General features: G+C 66.4%; 17 protein-coding genes. 9 read left to right on the top strand and 8 right to left on the bottom strand.

Translation table 11 applies throughout. The annotated features are described in order from the left end of the window. The first annotated feature begins 152 nt into the window (after positions 1-152). From petA to ETR14_RS28975, 5 genes are all read left to right on the top strand, one after another. Positions 153-731 carry a ubiquinol-cytochrome c reductase iron-sulfur subunit gene (petA, locus tag ETR14_RS25915; protein WP_129390974.1) on the top strand — a complete coding sequence of 193 codons (579 nt, stop codon included), beginning with the start codon at positions 153-155 and terminating at the stop codon, positions 729-731. A 1-nt stretch (position 732) separates the two neighbouring features. Then, positions 733-2,037, top strand: a complete 1,305-nt coding sequence (locus ETR14_RS25910; RefSeq protein ID WP_129390971.1) for a cytochrome b/b6 — start codon at positions 733-735, stop codon at positions 2,035-2,037. A 15-nt stretch (positions 2,038-2,052) separates the two neighbouring features. Then, the gene (locus ETR14_RS25905) at positions 2,053-2,988 is read left to right on the top strand and encodes a cytochrome c1 (protein WP_129390968.1); all 936 of its coding nucleotides are present in this window, start codon (positions 2,053-2,055) and stop codon (positions 2,986-2,988) included. 76 nt (positions 2,989-3,064) lie between these two features. Further along, positions 3,065-3,604: an adenine phosphoribosyltransferase gene (locus tag ETR14_RS25900; RefSeq protein ID WP_129390965.1), complete on the top strand. Its 540-nt coding sequence runs from the start codon at positions 3,065-3,067 to the stop codon at positions 3,602-3,604. Between the two features lie 175 nt (positions 3,605-3,779). Then, the gene (locus ETR14_RS28975; RefSeq protein ID WP_206185924.1) at positions 3,780-4,556 is read left to right on the top strand and encodes a peptidase; all 777 of its coding nucleotides are present in this window, start codon (positions 3,780-3,782) and stop codon (positions 4,554-4,556) included. 144 nt (positions 4,557-4,700) lie between these two features. On the opposite strand, the gene ETR14_RS25890 is transcribed toward ETR14_RS28975, so the two are convergent. Continuing rightward, a complete protein-coding gene (locus tag ETR14_RS25890; RefSeq protein ID WP_129390962.1) occupies positions 4,701-5,147 on the bottom strand; it encodes a MaoC family dehydratase in 447 nt (148 codons plus the stop codon). 23 nt (positions 5,148-5,170) lie between these two features. After that, positions 5,171-6,271: a redox-regulated ATPase YchF gene (gene ychF / locus ETR14_RS25885; RefSeq protein ID WP_129390960.1), complete on the bottom strand. Its 1,101-nt coding sequence runs from the start codon at positions 6,269-6,271 to the stop codon at positions 5,171-5,173. Positions 6,272-6,395: 124 nt separating this feature from the next. On the opposite strand from ychF, the gene ETR14_RS25880 reads away from it, so the two are divergent. Next, a complete protein-coding gene (locus ETR14_RS25880) occupies positions 6,396-7,685 on the top strand; it encodes a serine hydrolase (protein WP_129390957.1) in 1,290 nt (429 codons plus the stop codon). Positions 7,686-7,775: 90 nt separating this feature from the next. Here the strand turns inward: ETR14_RS25880 and ETR14_RS25875 are convergent, their stop codons facing one another. From ETR14_RS25875 to ETR14_RS25855, 5 genes are all read right to left on the bottom strand, one after another. Beyond that, positions 7,776-8,273, bottom strand: a complete 498-nt coding sequence (locus tag ETR14_RS25875; RefSeq protein WP_206185923.1) for a hypothetical protein — start codon at positions 8,271-8,273, stop codon at positions 7,776-7,778. 93 nt (positions 8,274-8,366) lie between these two features. Further along, complete coding sequence (gene pth / locus ETR14_RS25870) at positions 8,367-8,939, bottom strand: aminoacyl-tRNA hydrolase (protein ID WP_129392447.1); 573 nt, start codon at positions 8,937-8,939, stop codon at positions 8,367-8,369. 109 nt (positions 8,940-9,048) lie between these two features. Beyond that, on the bottom strand, positions 9,049-9,660 hold the full coding sequence (locus tag ETR14_RS25865) for a 50S ribosomal protein L25/general stress protein Ctc (protein ID WP_129390954.1): 612 nt from the start codon (positions 9,658-9,660) through the stop codon (positions 9,049-9,051). Between the two features lie 362 nt (positions 9,661-10,022). Continuing rightward, entirely contained in the window at positions 10,023-10,922 is a 900-nt protein-coding gene (locus ETR14_RS25860) for a TraB/GumN family protein (RefSeq protein WP_129390951.1), read from the bottom strand. Positions 10,923-10,931: 9 nt separating this feature from the next. Then, positions 10,932-11,894, bottom strand: coding sequence for a TraB/GumN family protein (locus ETR14_RS25855; RefSeq protein WP_165356618.1), 963 nt, complete (start codon positions 11,892-11,894; stop codon positions 10,932-10,934). A gap of 149 nt (positions 11,895-12,043) precedes the next feature. Between ETR14_RS25855 and ETR14_RS25850 the strand changes: the two genes are divergently transcribed. From ETR14_RS25850 to ppdK, 3 genes are all read left to right on the top strand, one after another. Beyond that, positions 12,044-12,910, top strand: a complete 867-nt coding sequence (locus ETR14_RS25850; RefSeq protein WP_129390945.1) for a glycine--tRNA ligase subunit alpha — start codon at positions 12,044-12,046, stop codon at positions 12,908-12,910. Next, positions 12,910-15,036, top strand: a complete 2,127-nt coding sequence (gene glyS, locus ETR14_RS25845) for a glycine--tRNA ligase subunit beta (protein WP_129392444.1) — start codon at positions 12,910-12,912, stop codon at positions 15,034-15,036. The genes ETR14_RS25850 and glyS overlap by 1 nt, the downstream gene beginning before the upstream one ends. 79 nt (positions 15,037-15,115) lie before the next feature. Next, complete coding sequence (gene ppdK, locus ETR14_RS25840) at positions 15,116-17,803, top strand: pyruvate, phosphate dikinase (RefSeq protein WP_129390941.1); 2,688 nt, start codon at positions 15,116-15,118, stop codon at positions 17,801-17,803. A 40-nt stretch (positions 17,804-17,843) separates the two neighbouring features. Here the strand turns inward: ppdK and ETR14_RS25835 are convergent, their stop codons facing one another. Further along, a complete protein-coding gene (locus ETR14_RS25835) occupies positions 17,844-18,788 on the bottom strand; it encodes an MlaD family protein (protein WP_129390939.1) in 945 nt (314 codons plus the stop codon). Positions 18,789-18,867: the final 79 nt, after the last annotated feature.

Below are 18,867 nucleotides of genomic sequence, written 5' to 3'. Positions count from 1 at the left end.
GCAAAGCTGCTTCCACCCGTCTATCAGGCCCGGCAAGTCGTCTCTTCGGGCCAGTGTGCCTGCCGGGACGATGCGTGTGCGAGAAGGCCTTCCGCCCGCCGGGCACGGTCGGTATTCCTGCATGTCCAACGTTCGAACCGCTGAAGGAAAATATGGCGACGGTTGAACATAGCGACGGGACGCTGGCGACTGCTCCCGATGGCGGCATGCGCCGCCGCGATTTCATCAATATCGCCGCGGTGAGCGCCGCGGGCGTCGGTGCCGCCGCCACCCTCTACCCTCTGATCAACCAGATGAACCCGTCGGCAGACGTGCTCGCCTTGGCTTCGATCGAGGTCGACGTGTCGGCGATCCAGGCCGGGCAGGCGATCAAGACGATCTTCCGCAAGCAGCCCTTGTTCGTGCGCCACCTGACGCCGGCCGAGATCCAGGCCGCCAACGCGGTCAGCGTCGGCGATCTGCGCGATCCGCAGACGCTCGCCGAGCGGACCCAGCCTGGCAAGGCGGAGTGGCTGGTGACCATGGGCGTGTGCACCCATCTGGGCTGCGTTCCGCTCGGTGCCGGCGAAGGTGAGAATCGCGGCGCGTTCGGCGGCTATTTCTGCCCGTGCCACGGTTCTTCCTACGACACGGCCGGCCGCATCCGCAAAGGCCCGGCGCCGAAGAATCTCGAAGTTCCGGCTTACAAGTTCACGTCCGACACCGTGATCACCGTTGGCGAGGTGGCATAAGATGAGCTTTCCCTGGGCTGAGCCCTATCAACCCAAGAATGGCCTGACCCGCTGGTTCGACGAGCGGCTGCCGCTCCCGCGCCTGGTCTACGGCGCCATCGGCGGCGGCTATCCGGTGCCGCGCAACCTCAACTATTTCTGGAATTTCGGCGTTCTCGCCGGACTTGCCCTGACGGTCCAGATCGTCACCGGCATCATCCTGGCGATGCACTATGTTCCCTATGGCGGCGCTGCCTTCCAGTCCGTCGAGCACATCATGCGCGACGTCAACCAAGGCTGGCTGCTGCGCTACGCGCACGCCAACGGCGCCAGCTTCTTCTTCATGGTCACCTACATTCACATCTTCCGCGGCCTTTACTACGGATCCTACAAGGCGCCGCGCGAACTGGTGTGGATGCTCGGCCTCGTCATCCTGCTGCTGATGATGGCAACGGCGTTCATGGGCTACGTGCTTCCCTGGGGCCAGATGAGCTTCTGGGGCGCGAAGGTGATCACCGGCCTGTTCGGCGCCATTCCGTTCGTCGGCGAGCCGGTGCAGCAATGGCTGCTCGGCGGCTTCGCGCCCGACCAGCCGACGCTGAACCGCTTCTTCTCACTTCACTATCTGCTGCCGTTCGTGATCGCCGGCGTCATCGTCCTCCACATCTGGGCGTTGCACATTCCCGGATCGAGCAACCCGACCGGCGTCGAAGTGAAGTCGGCGCAGGACACGATCCCGTTCCATCCCTTCTACACGGCGAAGGACGGCTTCGGCGTCGGCGTGTTCCTGCTGCTCTTCGCGCTCGTCACCTTTTTCGCGCCGAACTATCTCGGCCATGCCGACAATTACATCCCGGCCAATCCGCTCTCGACCCCGGCGCATATCGTCCCCGAATGGTATTTCTGGCCGTTCTACGCGATCCTGCGCGCATTCACCGTGGACTTCATTCTCCCGGCGAAACTGTGGGGCGTGATCGCCATGTTCTCGGCGATCCTGATGCTGTTCTTCCTCCCCTGGATCGACCGTTCGCCGGTCCGTTCGGGCAATTACCGGCCGCGCTTTAAGCAGTTCTTCTGGATCCTGATGCTCGATCTGGTAGTGCTCGGCTATGTCGGCGGCTCGCCGGCGGAAGAGCCGTACGTGATGATCAGCCAGGTCGCGACCATGTACTATTTTGCCCACTTCCTGATCATCCTGCCGATTCTGTCGGCGGTGGAACGGACCCTGCCGCTGCCCAATTCCATCTCGGAATCGGTGCTTCACGGCGAGGACAAGGAAGCGGCACCGGCCGATCTTGGCGGGCTTCGTCCCGCGGCCGCGGAATAAGGGGAAAGACGCATCATGGTTCGTCTCATTGCCTTCCTGGTCGGCCTCGGCTTCGTCGTCGTCGCCGGCTGGTCTCTCGGCAACGGCGTCTTGGCCTTCGCCACCCAGCCGCGCGAAGTCAGCGTGGAGCACGAGTTCCATCTCGCGCCCCGACACGTCGACTTCTCGTTCAACGGCCCATTCGGCAAATATGATCGGCAGCAGCTTCAGCGCGGCTTCCAGGTCTTCAAGGAAGTCTGTTCCTCCTGCCACAGCCTGTCCTTCGTCTCGTTCCGCAATCTCGAAGAGATCGGCTACAACGAGGCCGAGGTGAAGGCGATCGCCACTGGCTGGCAGATCGAGGTTCCCGACGTCGATCCGAAGACCGGCGAGGCGACCACCCGAAAGGCGACGCCGGCCGACCGCTTCCCGAGCCCTTACCTCAACGAGGTCGCGGCGCGAGCGGCCAACAACAATGCGCTGCCGCCGGATCTGTCGCTGATCACCAAGGCGCGGCATGACGGCCCGGCCTACGTCCATTCGCTGCTGACCGGCTACCGCGATCCGGCGACCTACCGCAATGCGAAGGGCGAGGCGCTTCCGGCCGAGAACCGGCCGGGTGAGGGGCTTCATTTCAACCCCTATTTCGCCAACCTGAACATCGCGATGCCGCCGCCGCTGACCGCCGACGGTCAGGTGACCTTCGCCGACGGCACCAAGCCGACGGTCGATCAGATGGCGACGGACATCTCGGCCTTCCTCGCCTGGACGGCGGAGCCGCGGCTCGAGAACCGTCACCGTGCCGGCATTGCGGTGGTGCTGTTCCTGCTGTTCGCTACCGTGCTGTCGTACCTCGCTTACCAGAACGTTTGGCACTCGGCGAAGCGGAAGGTGCGCCACACCGGGCCGCTCGATCCGGAGAACATGGCCAAGCGCGACGCCGCCAATCGCGAGGCGGGCGTCAACCTCTGAGCCGACCGAACGAGGCCCCCCTCCCGAAACCGGGAGGGGGGCCTTCGTCGTTTTCGCACCGATGACGGATCACTCCATGTCCGAGGCCAATGACGATCTGAGAGCGCTGATCAGGACGATACCGGATTTCCCGAAGCCAGGAATCCAGTTTCGCGACATCACCACCTTGCTGCTCGACGCCCACGGCTTCGCGGCGGCAATCGACCGGCTCGCGAGCGGGCTTTCGAACAAGCCCGATCTCGTCGCCGGCATCGAAGCGCGGGGCTTCGTGGTCGGCGCGGCGCTGGCGCAAAGGCTCGGGTGCGGGCTGCTGCTGGTCCGCAAGCACGGCAAGTTGCCCGGGGCGACGATCGCCGAGGAATACGCGCTGGAATATGGCACCGATCGCCTGGCCATCCATGTCGATGCGTGCGCTCCGGGCGCCGATATCCTGATCGCGGACGATCTGATCGCCACCGGGGGTACCGCGCTCGCCACCGTGCGCCTGCTGCGCCGGGCCGGGGCGCAGGTTTGCGCGGCTGCCTTCCTGGTCGATCTGCCAGATCTCGGCGGCGCCGGGCGACTGCGTGCCGAAGGGCTGGACGTGCACGGCCTGGTGTCGTTCGAGGGCGATTGAGCGCAACCCGCGGTTCAGCCTTTTGGTTTGTCCGGGCAGGCGGCGGCCCGCGATCGTTCCGGTCCAGGAACCTCACCGAACTCTCCGCGTTTCCAGCAGGTTAACGGTTCAGCCGCCGTTCAAGCCCCAAGGTGGACGCTCGCGGCAATCACCCCTGCCGTTCGGGAGAGTCCCCATGTTCTGGTCGCGAATCCGGATACCCATTGTCGCTCTCGCCGGCGCCGCGAGCCTGTCGGCCTGCGCGGGCTATGACGATTACGGCTATGGCGGCGTCTCGCTCGGCTACGGCAGCGGCTATGGCGGTTGCGATCCCTATTATGGCGATTGCTACGGCTATGGGGGCTATGGCGGCTATTATGGCGACCCGTGGTACGGCTGGTACAACGATTATTATTATCCCGGCACCGGCTATTACATCTACGATCGCGGCGGCCGGCGGCATCGCTGGAACGACGATCACCGGCGCCATTGGGAAGGACGGCGCAACGGCTATGCCGGGCGCGACTGGAACGACCGTCGCGGCGAGCGCTGGGACGGCTTCCGCGGCGACAGACGTGGCGATCGCAGCGGATGGGCTGGGCGAGGCGGCCGGAACGGCACCGAGGGTGCCGATCAGAGCTGGCGTGACCGTCGGGGCGACGGCGTGCGGGGCGACGGGCAGCGGGGCTCCTGGTCTCGCGGCGGCGTTGCCGGTCAGGCGGGCGCGGCCAATCGGGAGCAATATCGCCAGCAACGGATCGAGCGGCGCGAGCAGTTCCGGCAGCAACAGGCCGAGCGTCGCCAACAATATCGCCAGCAGGGCAATGGCGGCGAGGCGCGTCAGCAATTCCGGCAGGAGCGATCGCAGGCCCGGCAGCAGTTCCGGCAGGAAAGAAGCCAGGCGCGGCAGCAATTCCGTCAGCAAAGCGGACGGAGCGGTGGTCGCAGCGGAGGGCGCGGGCCGCGGCCGTAGCGAGATCGGATCAGGCTGACTCGGCCTGATCCGTCGATCCTTCTCCTAGTGCTGATCGAGGGCCTGCTCACACCCCGAGGTCGGAGCTGGCTCGCGTCCGGACTCCGGGCTCCATGCTGCCGCCCGCCGAGGCGCGGCCGCCGGTCAGGCGGGGCGTCGCCGCATCAGCACGATCGACGTGAAGGTGAGGACGGTGACCCCGTCCTGATTGGTGACGACGGTCGCCGAACGAAAGGAGCCGATCTCCGGCTTGCTGCGCGACGGCCGGACCTCGACGATCGTGGCGGAGACGTGGAGCGTGTCTCCGGGATAGACCGGCTTCAGCCAGCGCAGCTCGTCGATGCCCGGGGAGCCGAGGCCGGCCTGCTCGGTTTCGACCACCTTGCGCGCGATCACCCCCATCACCATCGCGCAGGTGTGCCAGCCGCTTGCGGCGAGGCGGCCGAAATGGGTCCTGGCGGCGGCTTCGTCGGAAAGGTGGAAGGGCTGCGGATCATATTTGCGCGCGAATTCGAGGACTTCGTCGCGCGTGACCTCGCAGCTGCCGAAATAGGTCTCGGCACCGACTTCGAGATCGTCGAGATAGATCATGGCAGCACCCCCCCCCCCAAGTTTCAGACGTTGAAGCGGAACAGCATCACGTCGCCGTCCTGGACCACATATTCCTTGCCTTCGGACCGGAGCTTGCCGGCTTCGCGCGCGCCCGCTTCGCCGCCGAACTGGACGAAATCTGAATATGCGATCGTCTCGGCCCGGATGAAGCCGCGCTCGAAATCCGTGTGGATGACTCCGGCCGCCTGCGGCGCCTTCGACCCTTTCTCGACGGTCCATGCGCGGGCTTCCTTGGGCCCGGCGGTGAAAAAGGTGATCAGGTGGAGGAGATCGTAGCCGGCGCGGATCACCCGCGACAGGCCGGTTTCCTCGAGGCCCAGATCCGACAGGAACTCGCCGCGATCCTCGGGCGCCATGGTGACGATCTCGGCTTCAATGGCCGCAGACACGATCACCGCGGCGGCGCCCTCGGCCTTGGCCTTGTCGAACACGCGGGCGCTGTGGGCATTTCCGGCCACCGCATCGCCCTCGTCGACGTTGCAGACGTAGAGGACCGGTTTGGCGGTGAGCAATTGCGCACGCTCGAGTGCCAGCTTCTCCTCGGCGTCCTTGGGCTCGGTCAGGCGCGCGGGCTTGGACTGGCGGAGCAGTTCCAGTGCCTGCCCGAGCACGGACGCCTGGATCTTGGCGTCCTTGTCGCCCTGCTGTGCTTTCTTGACGAGGTTGGGCACCCGCTTCTCGAGGCTATCGAGATCCGACAGCATCAATTCGGTTTCGACCGTGTCGGCATCGGCGATCGGATCCACCCGGCCCTCGACATGGGTGACGTCGCCACCTTCGAAGCAGCGCAGCACGTGCACGATCGCGTCGACCTCGCGAATATTGCCGAGGAACTGGTTGCCGAGACCTTCGCCTTTGGAGGCGCCGCGGACCAGGCCGGCAATGTCGACGAATTCGAGCTGGGTCTCGATGATGCTCGCCGATTTGGCGACGCGGGCGATCTCCTGCAGGCGAGGATCGGGCACCGCAACCCGGCCGACGTTCGGCTCGATCGTGCAGAAGGGATAATTCGCCGCCTGCGCCGCGGCCGTTTCGGTGAGCGCATTGAACAGAGTCGACTTGCCGACATTGGGCAGGCCGACGATCCCGCAACGAAAACCCATCACTAACCTCTTGAAGTCATCTTTTCCGGCCGCCCTAGCCGGACTTCGCGCCGGATGCCAGCAATGGCGGCTTGCCAGGATACCGGGGTGCAAGCCTAAGGTCGCTCGAACGTGGAGGGGTAGCATGCGATGGAGCGTGTCGTGGGTCGTCTGGGCGTTGCTTATGGCCATGCTCTGCTCTGGTGAACCGGCAGCGGCGGCGCCCTCCGATCCGGTTCGCGCCCGTGCCGAGGATCTCGTCCGGCTGATCAATGGCGAAGCGGCGCCCGAAAGCCTGTTCACCGAGACCTTGCTGCGCGAAATTCCGGCCGCGCAGATGCGCGCGCTCGCGGCCCGGATCGCAGGCGCGGGAGGTCGCGCGCGGGGCGTCGCGGCGTTGGAAGGGACGGGCGGCAACGCCGTCGTCGAGCTCGATCTCGAGCGCGGGACACTGCGGGCGCGCCTCGTCGTCGAGGCCGAGCCGCCCCACCGCATCGCCGGCCTGCTGTTCGATCCGGTGAAGCCTCGTGCCGACAGCATGGCGGCGGTCCTTGCCGACATGGAGGCGCTGCCCGGAAGCGTGTCGTTCGAAGTGGCGAAGCTCGGCGAAGGGGCGCCGGAGCGCCTGTTCGCCCATCAGCCCGATCGGCCGCTGGCGATCGGCTCGGCCTTCAAGCTGTTCGTGCTCGCCGAAACGTCGCGGCAGGTGCAATCGGGTACGCGGCGGTGGAGCGACGTGGTTACGCTCGATCGGCAGTCGCTGCCGTCGGGACTCTTGCAGGATTGGCCACGAGCCGCCCCGCTGACGCTGCACAGCCTTGCGGCATTGATGATCTCGGTCAGCGACAACAGCGCCGCCGACACGTTGATCCATCGGCTCGGACGGGAACGGATCGAGGCGTTGCTGCCGGTGCTGGGGGTGGCCGCGGCCGAGCGCAACCGGCCGTTCCTGTCGACCCACGAGGCGTTCGCGCTGAAGTTCGGTGCCGACCGAGCACTGCTCGCCGCGTATCGAAGCGGGGATCAGGGCTCGCGCCGCGCGCTGCTGCCGCGGCTTTCCGCGGTGCCGCCGAGCTCCCTCGATCCTGCCAGCGGAGGCGGCGTGCCGGCGGCGATCGACGAGGCCGAATGGTTCGCGTCGGCGCGCGATCTCGTCCGCACGATGGACTGGCTTCGGCGTCACGGCGGCGACGATGCCCTCCGCATCCTCGCCATCGCGCCGGGCACCGACAGCACGACGGCGCAGCGTTTCGCCTATCTGGGTTACAAGGGCGGCTCGGAGGCGGGCGTCCTCAACATGACCTATCTCGCCCGCCGCACGGACGGCGCGTGGATCGCGGCGAGCGCGAGCTGGAACAATCCTACCGCGCCAGTGCAGACCGAGAGGCTGGCGACGCTGATGATGCGAACCCTGAACCTTGCCGCCGCGGATTGAACAGGCGAGGGGAGGAGCGCGCGATACGGCTGCGAAAGAGACCCGGCTCAGCCGATGGCAAACGGCCTGCGACGGTGCGGATCGCGCGCTTCAAGGAGGGCAGCAAGGTCCCGCGACCCGACGCGTTCGCTCACGCACGCAAGGTAACAGGGCGGCGGCGGTGCTTAGGCTCTGCCACCCACGCCAAGTGCCAATAGCTTGGACGACGCCGTAAACGAGCACGACGAGCGAACTCACCATGGCGAACGTGCCGACCATGTTCGGCCTCAAGATCAGCAGCGGCACCAGAGCGAGGCCGCGTAGGAGGTAGATCGCGCTGATCAGCAGGAGCGCGGTCCGGATCAGCGGAAGCCGGCGAAACAGGCCGGCGGCGGAAAAGGCGTAGAGCGCCCAGATGCCGAGAATGGAAGCCATCGCGAAAGTCAGCACGGCCGGCATGATCGACCCCCGCTCGGCGGCCCGGGCTATTGCCTCGCCGGCGCCGAAGAAGCGGTACCAGTCTGCGCCGCCGACGATCGCCGCCAGATGAAGCAAGGCGGCGCCCGTGCTGAGAATGCCCGCGGCGACAAGCCACCCGTTTCGCGCCACGTTGATCCCACTCGGTGCGCAACCGGTGTCTTGTGTCGGCACGACAGCTGTCAACGCGTTGCCGTCAAACGCGTCGCCTGCGCCGGCTTGAGGTCAGCGATCCTGGAGGCGGAGGGCGACTTCGTTCATGAAGCGGGCGTCGTCGCCTTTGGCCAGCCATTCGGATTCGGCGGCGATCGCGCCGAGCATGTCGGCGAGCGCGTCGGTTTCGGACTTGGCGTAATTGCCGAGCACATGGCCGGTGACCCGGTCCTTGTGGCCGGGATGGCCGATGCCGATGCGGACCCGGCGAAAGGCATTGCCGACATGCGCTTCGGTCGAGCGCAGCCCGTTATGGCCGGCGGTGCCGCCGCCGATCTTCACCTTGACCTTGAACGGGGCGAGATCGAGCTCGTCATGAAAGACGGTGACGTCGCCGACATCGCGCTTGAAGAAGTCCATCGCCGCGCGAACGGCGCGGCCGCTGTCGTTCATGAAGGTCGAGGGCTTGAGCAGTAGGATCCGGCTGGTGCCGACCCGTCCCTGCTGCGCCCAACCCTGGAAGGCTTTTTTGGGCGGTTCGAAATTGTAGGTTTCGGCGATCGCGTCGACCGCCATGAAGCCGACATTGTGCCGGTTCATCGCATATTGCGCGCCCGGATTGCCGAGGCCGACCCAGATCTGCACGGGCTCGAAATCCCATGTTTCCGCCTCGGGGGCGTCGAGGGGTTGGCCCGGCACCTCCACCGCTTTGGGGGCGAGGAGCGCGCCGAGCCGTCTGAAGAGGGACAAACCCTTAGGCGTCTTCGCCGGTATCACCCGACGCCGCCGCGGATTCGCCGGCAGCGGAGCCGGAGATGGTGGCGACGGTGAAATCGCGATCGGTAATCGCCGGCTTGCTGCCCTTGGGCAGGGTCACCTGGCTGATGTGGATCGAATCGCCGATGTCGTAACCGGCGAGATCGACGACGACCTCGTCGGGGATCTCGGCGGCGTCGCAGATCAGCTCGATCTCATGGCGGACGGCATTGAGCACGCCGCCACGCTTCAGGCCGCGGCTTTCCTCTTCCCCGGTGAAGCGGATCGGAACCTCGACGGTGACGGTGCTGTGCTCACCGATGCGGAAGAAATCGACATGCAGCGGCCGGTCGGTGACCGGATGGAACTGGACGTCCTTGGGAAGGGTGCGGGTGGCCTCGCCACCGACGTCGATCATCACGACCGTGTTCATGAAGTGGCCGTTCGACAGCGCCTTCACGAGGGCCTTTTCCTCGACGTGGATCTGGACGGGTTCCTTGTTCTGGCCGTAGATCACGGCCGGGACGCGGCCTTCGCGACGAACTGCGCGGGAGGCTCCCTTGCCTGCCCGTTCGCGCGTCTCGGCCGACAGCGTAAGCTGTTCGCTCATGTGCATGTCTCCAAATGGATGTTCAAACGCCCGCGCTCACGCCTCCAGGGATGACCATGAACGGGGGAGCGGCGCCCTTAGCGGAGGAGCGGCCCAAAGGCAAGGAGAGGGTGCGGCCTCCCCAGGGTTATCGCATTTGGATTGATGGGGTCTTCGCCTGGCGAGGACCCTCAATCCTCCCTGTCGCCATGGGCGATGGGGAGGGGGACCGCACGAAGTGCGGTGGAGGGGCTTCAGGCGCTGATGGCCACTCCACCAGCTTTCCGCTGGTCCCCCTCCCCATCCGCTTCGCGGACAGGGAGGATGAGAAGGTCAAATGCAATCACCCTAGTGGCCTCCCGGGCGCTCCGGGGTCCGATGCCTTACTGAATGCGAACCGCCTTGATGCCGCGCGATTTCAGCATCTTCTGCACGGAATCGTTGCCGGCGAGATGGCCGGCTCCGACCGCGACGAACACGGTCCCGGGCTGGTCCATGCGGGCATCGAGCCATTCCGCCCAACGGCGGTTGCGCGCACCGAGCAGTGCCTCGCGAAGCTCCGGAGACAGGCTCGCTTCCTCGTCGAACGAGGCGGCGACGCCGGCTTCGTCGCCGCGCGACCAGGCATCGAGCATCTTCTGGAATTCGCGGCGGACATCCTCGGGCGAATCGAGCACGCCTTCGAGGAACAGGCGCTGCGACTCCTCGGACAAAGCGTCGAAATAGCCGAGCTGCTGCTCAACGGTTTCGAGCCCGCGTATCGGCTTGCCGCTCGCCTTGACGTCGGTGCTCAGCGTGCTTTCGACGCCCTGGTCGCCGGAGATGCCGAGCCGCTTGAAGGTCACTCCGGTGAGCGCGAGCGCAGCCGCCCACGTCTCGAGCCGGTCGAGTGCGGCGACGGGGATCCCGCTTTCATCGATGAACGCCTGGAGCGCGGCGCGCTTGGCTTCGGGCACCCGCTCGATCAGCGGCGGCAGGCCGGGACTGATGCCGAGCTTCATCATCGCGGCGCCGGCGGCGGCCTGATCGCCGACGTTGGCGATTTCGAGCACCAGTTCGTTCGACGAAGCCAGGGCCTTGTCGAAGGCGGGCGTGCGCCAGGCATGATCCTTGGGCAGCATGTGGAAGGTGCCGAACAGATAGATGGTGGTGTCCGAGTCCGCGACCCGCCACATGGCAGGACGATCGGTTTTCGTCCGCGGCTCGGCCACGCTCTGCGAGGCGCATCCGGCAAGCAGGAAGGCCGCCGTAATTCCGGCCCGCAAGCCCGCTAATCTAGACATAGTCGCTCCTCAATCGAACCGTTTCACGCGCAGACCGCGCGCTTCCAACATCGTCTGCACAGATTCTGTGCCGGCCAGGTGGCCGGCGCCGACCGCGAGCAGGACCGTTCCCGGCTTGTCGAGGCGCCGGGCGAGCCAGTCGGTCCAGGCGGCATTGCGGCGCCGGACCATGACGTCGAACAAGGCCGGCGGCAGACCCTCGAGACTGTCCGCCAGCCTTTCGGCCTTGCCCTGCGCCCAGGCATCGTCGTCCTCCGTCTCTTCGCCGTCGGCGCCTGCGGCTTCGTCTTCGATCGACGAGAGCAGCAATTCCTGCTGCGCCGCTTCCGGCAACGCATTGAGGCTCTGGAGTACGGCCAGCGGATCCTCGATCTGCCCGATCGGCTTGCCGGCAGCCTCGAAGTCGGCTTCGAGTTTCTCTTCGACCCCGGGAGCATCGTCAACGTCGTCGACGCCATATTCCTCGAGGAGACCGCCCATGCCGATCATCAGCGCCGCCGCCCAGGTACGCAGACCGGCATAGGCCTCGATCGGCAGAGGGCCGTCGGCGATCACCTCCGCCAGGGCCGTGCGCTTGTCTGCCGGAACCCGGCCGAGGATGGGCCGCGGCGTGTCGAGAGCGAACAATTGCGCCGCTCCCGGCGGGATGTCGTCCTCGCCCTGCTGGTAGGTCTCGAGGACGAGCTCGTCGGCGTCTGCGATCACCCGCTCGATGGCAGGCGAGCGCCAGCGGAATCCCGGCGGCAGGACGTGGATCGTCCCGAGCAGGTAGATCTTGGTATCGGCATCCTCGAGCAGCCACATCGCAGGGCGGGGCTGATAATTCTGGACGACCGGGGCAGGCAGCGCCCTTTCCGCCGCCGGTGCGACCTCCGGCTCGCCCGAAGGCTTGCTCTGCGCTGCCGCGGCGGAGGTGGCGAGCGCCGCGGCGATGCCGACAACCGCGAAGTTTCGCCATGACCTCAATGACATGCCCTCGCTCTCATCCAATAGGCTCCCGCCGGCGCGATCTCTGCAGCCTCGCTGCGGATCGGTCAATCGCCAGCGCTTCCCTTGACCGGTCGCGGGGCTTGCGCCAAGGCAGATCAACATTCTTTGTTGCAGGTGCGAAGCAGATCGACGTGGACAAGCCGCCCAGCTTCCAGACGCTCATCCTCACCCTCCATGATTATTGGAGCCGGCAGGGATGCCTCATCCTCCAGCCTTATGATCTCCAGATGGGGGCGGGAACCTTCCACCCGGCAACGGCGCTGCGCGCGCTGGGCCCCAATCCCTGGAAGGCCGCCTACGTCCAGCCGTGCCGGCGTCCGACCGACGGCCGCTACGGCGAGAATCCGAACCGGCTGCAGCATTATTACCAATATCAGGTGATCCTGAAGCCGAGCCCGCCCGATCTCCAGGCCTTGTACCTGGGGTCGCTGAGCGCGATCGGGATCGACACCCTCCGACACGACATCCGCTTCGTCGAGGACGATTGGGAAAGCCCTACGCTGGGCGCCTGGGGGCTCGGCTGGGAGGTCTGGTGCGATGGCATGGAGGTGACGCAATTCACCTACTTCCAGCAGGTCGGCGGCTATGATTGCAAGCCTGTCGCAGGGGAGCTCACCTACGGTCTCGAGCGACTGGCGATGTATATTCAGGGCGTCGACAACGTCTACGATCTCGCCTTCAACGATGAAGGGGTCCGCTACGGCGACGTCTTCCTCGAGAATGAGCGCCAGTTCAGCGCCTATAATTTCGAGGTCGCCAACACCGAGACGCTGTTCCGCTGGTTCAAGGATGCGGCCGAGGAAAGCGCCCGCTGCATCGAGGCGAAGCTGCCGCTGCCCGCCTATGATGAAGCGATCAAGGCGAGCCACATCTTCAACACGCTCCAGGCTCGCGGGGTAATCTCGGTCGCCGAGCGCCAGGCCTATATCGGCCGCGTTCGCGATCTCGCGAAGGGTGCATGCCAGGCCTGGATGGAAAAGAACGGATGGGCGGCGTGATGGCCGATTTCCTGCTCGAGCTCCTGTCCGAGGAAATTCCGGCGCGGATGCAGGCCAAGGCCTCCGCCGACCTTGCTCGCCTGTTCGCGGAGCAGCTCGCCGCCGCCGGCCTCAAGGCCGAAGCGATCGAGAGCTATGCGACGCCCCGGCGGCTGGCGCTGATCGCCCGCAACCTTCCGGCCGAGACCGCGGCCGTCCAGGAAGAGGTGAAGGGTCCGCGGACCAGCGCGCCGCCGCAGGCGCTCGAAGGCTTCCTGCGCAAGACGGGCCTCTCCCGCGAGCAACTGGTCGACCGCGACGGTGTGCTGTTCGCGGTGATCGACAGGCCGGGGCGGGCCACCGCCGCATTGCTCGCCGAAGCGGTGCCGGCGATCGTGCGCGCCTTTCCCTGGCCGAAATCGATGCGCTGGGGTGCCGCTTCGGCCTCGACCGAGAGCCTGCGCTGGGTACGCCCCTTGCAGGGCATCGTCGCCTTGTTCGGCGAAGACATCGTCGAGTTCGATATTGCCGGCGTGGCGTCGGGCGCAGCGACGGTCGGCCATCGCTTCCACCATCCCGGCATCATCACGATCGGCAGCGCCAACGATTATGTCGAGAAACTGCGCGCCTGCCACGTCATCGTCGATGCGGCGGAGCGCCGGCGCATCATCGAAGACGGCGCGCGCGCTGCCGCCGCCGCCGAAGGGCTGAGCCTGGTCGAGGATGAAGGCCTGCTTGCCGAAAATGCCGGCCTGACCGAATGGCCGATGCCGCTGCTCGGCCGCTTCGACCCTGCTTTTCTCGAAGTCCCGCGCGAGGTGATCCAGCTCACCATGCGCACCAACCAGAAATATTTCGCCTGCATCGATGCCGCCGGCCGGCTTGCGCCGAACTTCGTCTGCACGGCCAATATCGAGGCTTCCGACGGCGGCGCATCGATCGTCGAAGGCAATCAGAAGGTGCTCGCCGCCCGTCTGTCCGACGCCAAATTCTTCTGGGAGCAGGATCTCAAGCAGCCGCTGGAAAGCTTCCTTCCCAAGCTCGAAGACATGCTGTTCTACGAAGGCATGGGCAGCCTGCGCGCAAAAGCGGACCGGATCGGGGCGCTTGCAGCGGAGATCTGCCGGAGATGGTTCCCCGAGCGCGACCCCGAGACGGCACGGCGCGCCGGCCTGCTCGCCAAGGCCGATCTCGCCACCGCGATGGTCGGCGAATTCCCGGAACTCCAGGGCGTGATGGGCGGCTATTATGCGGAGAAGGCGGGCGAGAAGCCGGGCACCGTGTCCGCGCTCACGCAGCAATATGTGCCTGCGGTCGAAGGCTGCATTCCGGCTTGCGTGGCGCTGGCCGACCGCATCGACACGCTGAGCGCCTTCTTCGCGCGCGGTATCCGGCCGACCGGGTCCAAGGATCCGTTCGCGTTGCGGAGGGCGGCCTTGTCGATCATCCAGACGATCCTCAGCAACGGCACCCGGCTGAACTTGCGCGAGGCGCTTGGCCTTGCGGAGACGAAAGCCGACGTGGACGAGCTGATCGCGTTCTTCGCCGATCGGCTGAAGGTGCAGCAGCGCGAAGCCGGCGTGCGCCACGACCTCATCGATGCGGTATTCGCGCTCGGCGGCGAGGACGATCTCGTCCGGCTGCTCGCGCGGGTGAAAGCGCTGCAATCGTTCGTCGAGACGGGCGAGGGCGCCGACCTCCTGGCCGGCTACAAGCGTGCCGCCAACATCCTCAAGAAGGAGGGGTGGGGCGCAGCGTCGCGGGCGATGGCCGGACCGGAGAACGAGTCGATCCCGCAGACCGGCGAGGAGGATCCTCTGGTCCTGGTCGACGATCCGCAGCTCGCCGAGGCGGTCGCCGCGTTCAACCAGCGGCACCCGATCGCCTATGCGCCGGAGCCCGAGGAAGCCGTTCTGATCGACGCGATCGATGCGGCCGCGCCGCAGGCGCAGGCTGCAATCGAGGCGGAGGATTTCGAAGGCGCGATGGCCGCGCTGGCATCGCTGCGGGCGCCGGTCGACGCCTTCTTCGACAAGGTCACCGTCAACGATCCCGATCCGGTGAAACGCGAAGCGCGGCTCGATCTTCTCGCGCGGATGCGCGACGCGGTGCACCAGGTCGCCGATTTCTCGAAGATCGAGGGCTGACGCGCCGCCCGCCGTTCAAGAACAGCAGACGATCCCGCACCGTCCCCATGGATGCGCGGGCAGACAAGGAAGGCTGGCAATGACGCAGTACGTGTACCGGTTCGGAGGCGGCGTTTCGGACGGCGGCAAGGGCGACAAGAACCTGCTCGGCGGCAAGGGCGCGAACCTTGCGGAGATGGCCTCGATCGGCCTGCCGGTGCCGCCGGGCTTCACCATCTCGACGGTAATGTGCACGCGTTATTATGCCGAGGGCGAGCGCTTCCCGGACAGCCTTCGCGAGGAAGTTTCGAACGGCCTCGCCCATATCGAAGGGATCACCGGCAAGAGGTTCGGCGACGTTTCGGATCCGCTGCTGGTCTCGGTCCGTTCAGGCGCGCGGGTGTCGATGCCCGGCATGATGGACACCGTGCTCAACCTCGGCCTCAACGACGAGACGGTCGAGGGTCTCGCCGCGATCGCGGGCGATGCGCGCTTCGCCTGGGACAGCTATCGGCGCTTCATCCAGATGTATTCGGACGTCGTGCTCGGCCTCGATCATGGCCGCTTCGAGGAAGCACTGGAGATCGCCAAGGAAGATCGCGGGGTCCACCTCGACACCGATCTCGCCGCCGAAGACTGGCGCCGGCTGACCATCCGCTACAAGGAACTGGTCGAAGAGGAGCTCGGCCGCCCGTTCCCGCAGGACGTCCATGAGCAATTGTGGGGCGCCGTCGGTGCGGTGTTCGGATCCTGGCAGTCGGAACGCGCGAAGGTCTACCGGCGGCTCAATGCGATCCCGGGCGATTGGGGCACCGCGGTCAACGTCCAGGCGATGGTGTTCGGCAATATGGGCGAGACCTCGGCCACGGGCGTCGCCTTCACGCGCAATCCGTCGACCGGCGAGCGCGCTTATTATGGCGAATATCTGATCAACGCGCAGGGAGAAGACGTCGTTGCCGGCATCCGCACGCCGCAATATCTGACCAAAACCGCGCGTGAGAGCGCCGGCGCCAAGGCCGCATCGATGGAGGAATCGATGCCCGAAGTGTATGCGGAGCTAGCCCGGGTCTTCGATCTGCTCGAGGGCCATTATCGCGACATGCAGGACATCGAGTTCACCGTCGAGCGCGGCAAATTGTTCATGCTGCAGACCCGGTCGGGCAAGCGCACCGCCCGTGCGGCGCTCCGCATCGCGGTCGAGATGGCGGGCGAGGGGCTGATCTCGGAGGAGGAGGCGGTGTTGCGGATCGATCCCGCCGCGCTCGATCAGCTTCTCCACCCGACGCTCGATCCCGCGGCCGAGCGCAACGTCATCGCCAAGGGGCTGCCGGCGTCGCCGGGCGCCGCATCGGGGGCGGCCGTGTTCGATGCGGACAGCGCCGAGAAGCGGGCCGGTTTGGGCGAGAAGGTGATCCTGGTCCGCGTCGAGACCTCGCCGGAAGATATTCACGGCATGCACGCGGCCCAGGGCATCCTCACCGCGCGCGGCGGCATGACCAGCCACGCGGCCGTGGTCGCACGCGGCATGGGCCGCCCCTGCGTGAGCGGCGCCGGATCGGTGTCGATCGATTATGCCCGGCGGCTGATGCGCGTCGGCGGCGTCGAGGTGCGCGAGGGCGAGACGATCACGATCGACGGCGCCTCCGGCGAAGTGATGCTCGGCGAAGTCGCCACCGTCCAGCCCGAGCTGGTCGGTGATTTCGGGACGCTGATGGTGTGGGCGGACAAGGTTCGGCGGCTTCGGGTCAGGACCAATGCCGAAACCCCTGCCGATTGCCGAACGGCGCGCGAATTCGGAGCGGAAGGCGTCGGCCTTTGCCGGACCGAGCACATGTTCTTCGATGCCGGCCGGATCACCGCCGTGCGGCAGATGATCCTCGCGGAAGACGAGGCTGGGCGCCGGTCCGCGCTGGCCAAGCTCCTTCCCGAGCAACGGGGCGATTTCGAGGAGATCTTCCGGATCATGGCAGGCCTTCCAGTCACCATCCGTCTGCTCGATCCGCCGCTTCACGAATTCCTGCCGCATGGTGAGGAGGAATCCGACGACGTCGCCGCGACGATCGGGATCACGCCGGAGCTGCTGAAGCGGCGGGTGAGCGAACTGCACGAGTTCAACCCGATGCTCGGGCATCGCGGCTGCCGGCTTGGCATCACCTATCCCGAAATCTACGAGATGCAGGCGCGGGCGATCTTCGAGGCGGCCGCCGCGGTTGCGGCGGAGACCGGCGAGGCGCCTATCCCCGAGGTGATGGTGCCGTTGGTCGGCACCCGCGCGGAATTGCGGATCATCCGAGAGCTGATCGAACGCACCGCCACGGCGGTGTTCGACGAACTCGGCACCAGCGTCGACTATCGCGTCGGCACGATGATCGAACTTCCGCGTGCCGCCCTGCTCGCCGGCCAGATTGCCGAGGAAGCGCACTTCTTCAGCTTCGGCACCAACGATCTGACCCAGACGACGCTCGGCGTCAGCCGGGACGACGCCGGCCGGTTCCTCACCACCTATGTCGAGAAGGGCATCTTCGAGCGGGATCCCTTCGTCAGCATCGACGAAGAGGGCGTCGGCCAGCTCATCTCGCTTGCCGCCGAGCGCGGCCGGCTGGTCAAGGCCGATCTCAAGCTCGGCATCTGCGGCGAACATGGCGGTGACCCGACCTCGATCGATTTCTGCGAGCGCACCGGCCTCGATTACGTCTCGGCCTCGCCATACCGCGTGCCGATCGCGCGGCTGGCGGCGGCACAATCGGCGCTGCGGCACGTTCGGTCTCGGGAAGCGCTCGGACTTTGATCCCTACAGCGCGCTGATCGGCGCTCGGGCCCGTTCGGCGTCAGTCCTTGGGCTTGTAGTCCGGCAAGGCAGGGGGCGCTGCGAGGCTGCCGAGCCCGCCTTCCTCCACCTGTTCGATGCCGGTCCGGACATTGGCGACCGTCGACCGCAGGTCGCGAACCTTGGTGCCGAGGTCGGCGCTGCGGGTGGAGAGGCTTTGTACGGAGGGCCGAGTGGCGTCGAGGCGCTGGTCGAGGCTCCGCAGGGTAGCGCGTGCATCTGCCGAGGATTGGCGAAGCTGGCGGAGCGTGGCGCTTCCCTGCCGGTCGAGCTTCTGCTCGATCGCGTCAGCGCGCTTCGCGTAATCGGCGGCCATCCTCGTCGTGTCCTTCAGCGTTGCGCGAGAGGCGGCGATCTGGCGGTCGATCGTCGCGGATTGCTGGGCAAGCACGCTGGTGCTCTTCACGGTCGCGTCGAGCCGAGCGGAGATCTCACGCTGTCCCTGGGGCGAGGTGAGTTCCAGCAGCATGTCGGTGCCGCGGGAGATACGTTCCACCATCGGCCCCGGATCGCTGACCAGTTCCCCAAGACCAGCATTTTTCGCGGGGATGAGGCCGACGCCCTCCGTATTCAACCGGATCGGCTGGCCGGAGCCCCGGGGAGCATCGAGGCTGATCAAGGCGCTGCCGAAGACGAGATCGCCGTTCAGCGCGGCGCGGGTGCCTTCGATGATCGGCAATTCCTTGTCGGTGATCGCGATCCGAACTCGGACGAGATCGGGCTTGCCGGGCTCGAGCCCGATCGACTGAACCCGGCCCACGGGGATCCCGGCAAAGGTCACCGAGGATCCTTCCACCAGGCCCGAGACGGACTGATCGAACAGGATGTCATATTGGCGGCCCTTGCGGGGATCGTCGGGCGTGATCCACATCACGAAGGCGACGAGCGCGGAGAAGACGCCGAGCACGACCAGCGAGACCAGGAGAATGTGGGAGCGCGTTTCCAAGTGTTTCTCGCCGATACGGGAAGCGCAGGCCTAACATCAGGCGCGGGGCGAGCGCCAGACCTTCGCTGCAACGGATCGA

The sequence above is a fragment of the Sphingosinicella sp. BN140058 genome (assembly GCF_004135585.1).
Classification (GTDB): Bacteria; Pseudomonadota; Alphaproteobacteria; order Sphingomonadales; family Sphingomonadaceae; genus Allosphingosinicella.
The sequence above is the reverse complement of the archived record's forward strand: the minus strand, read 5'-3'. Positions and strand labels throughout refer to the sequence as shown.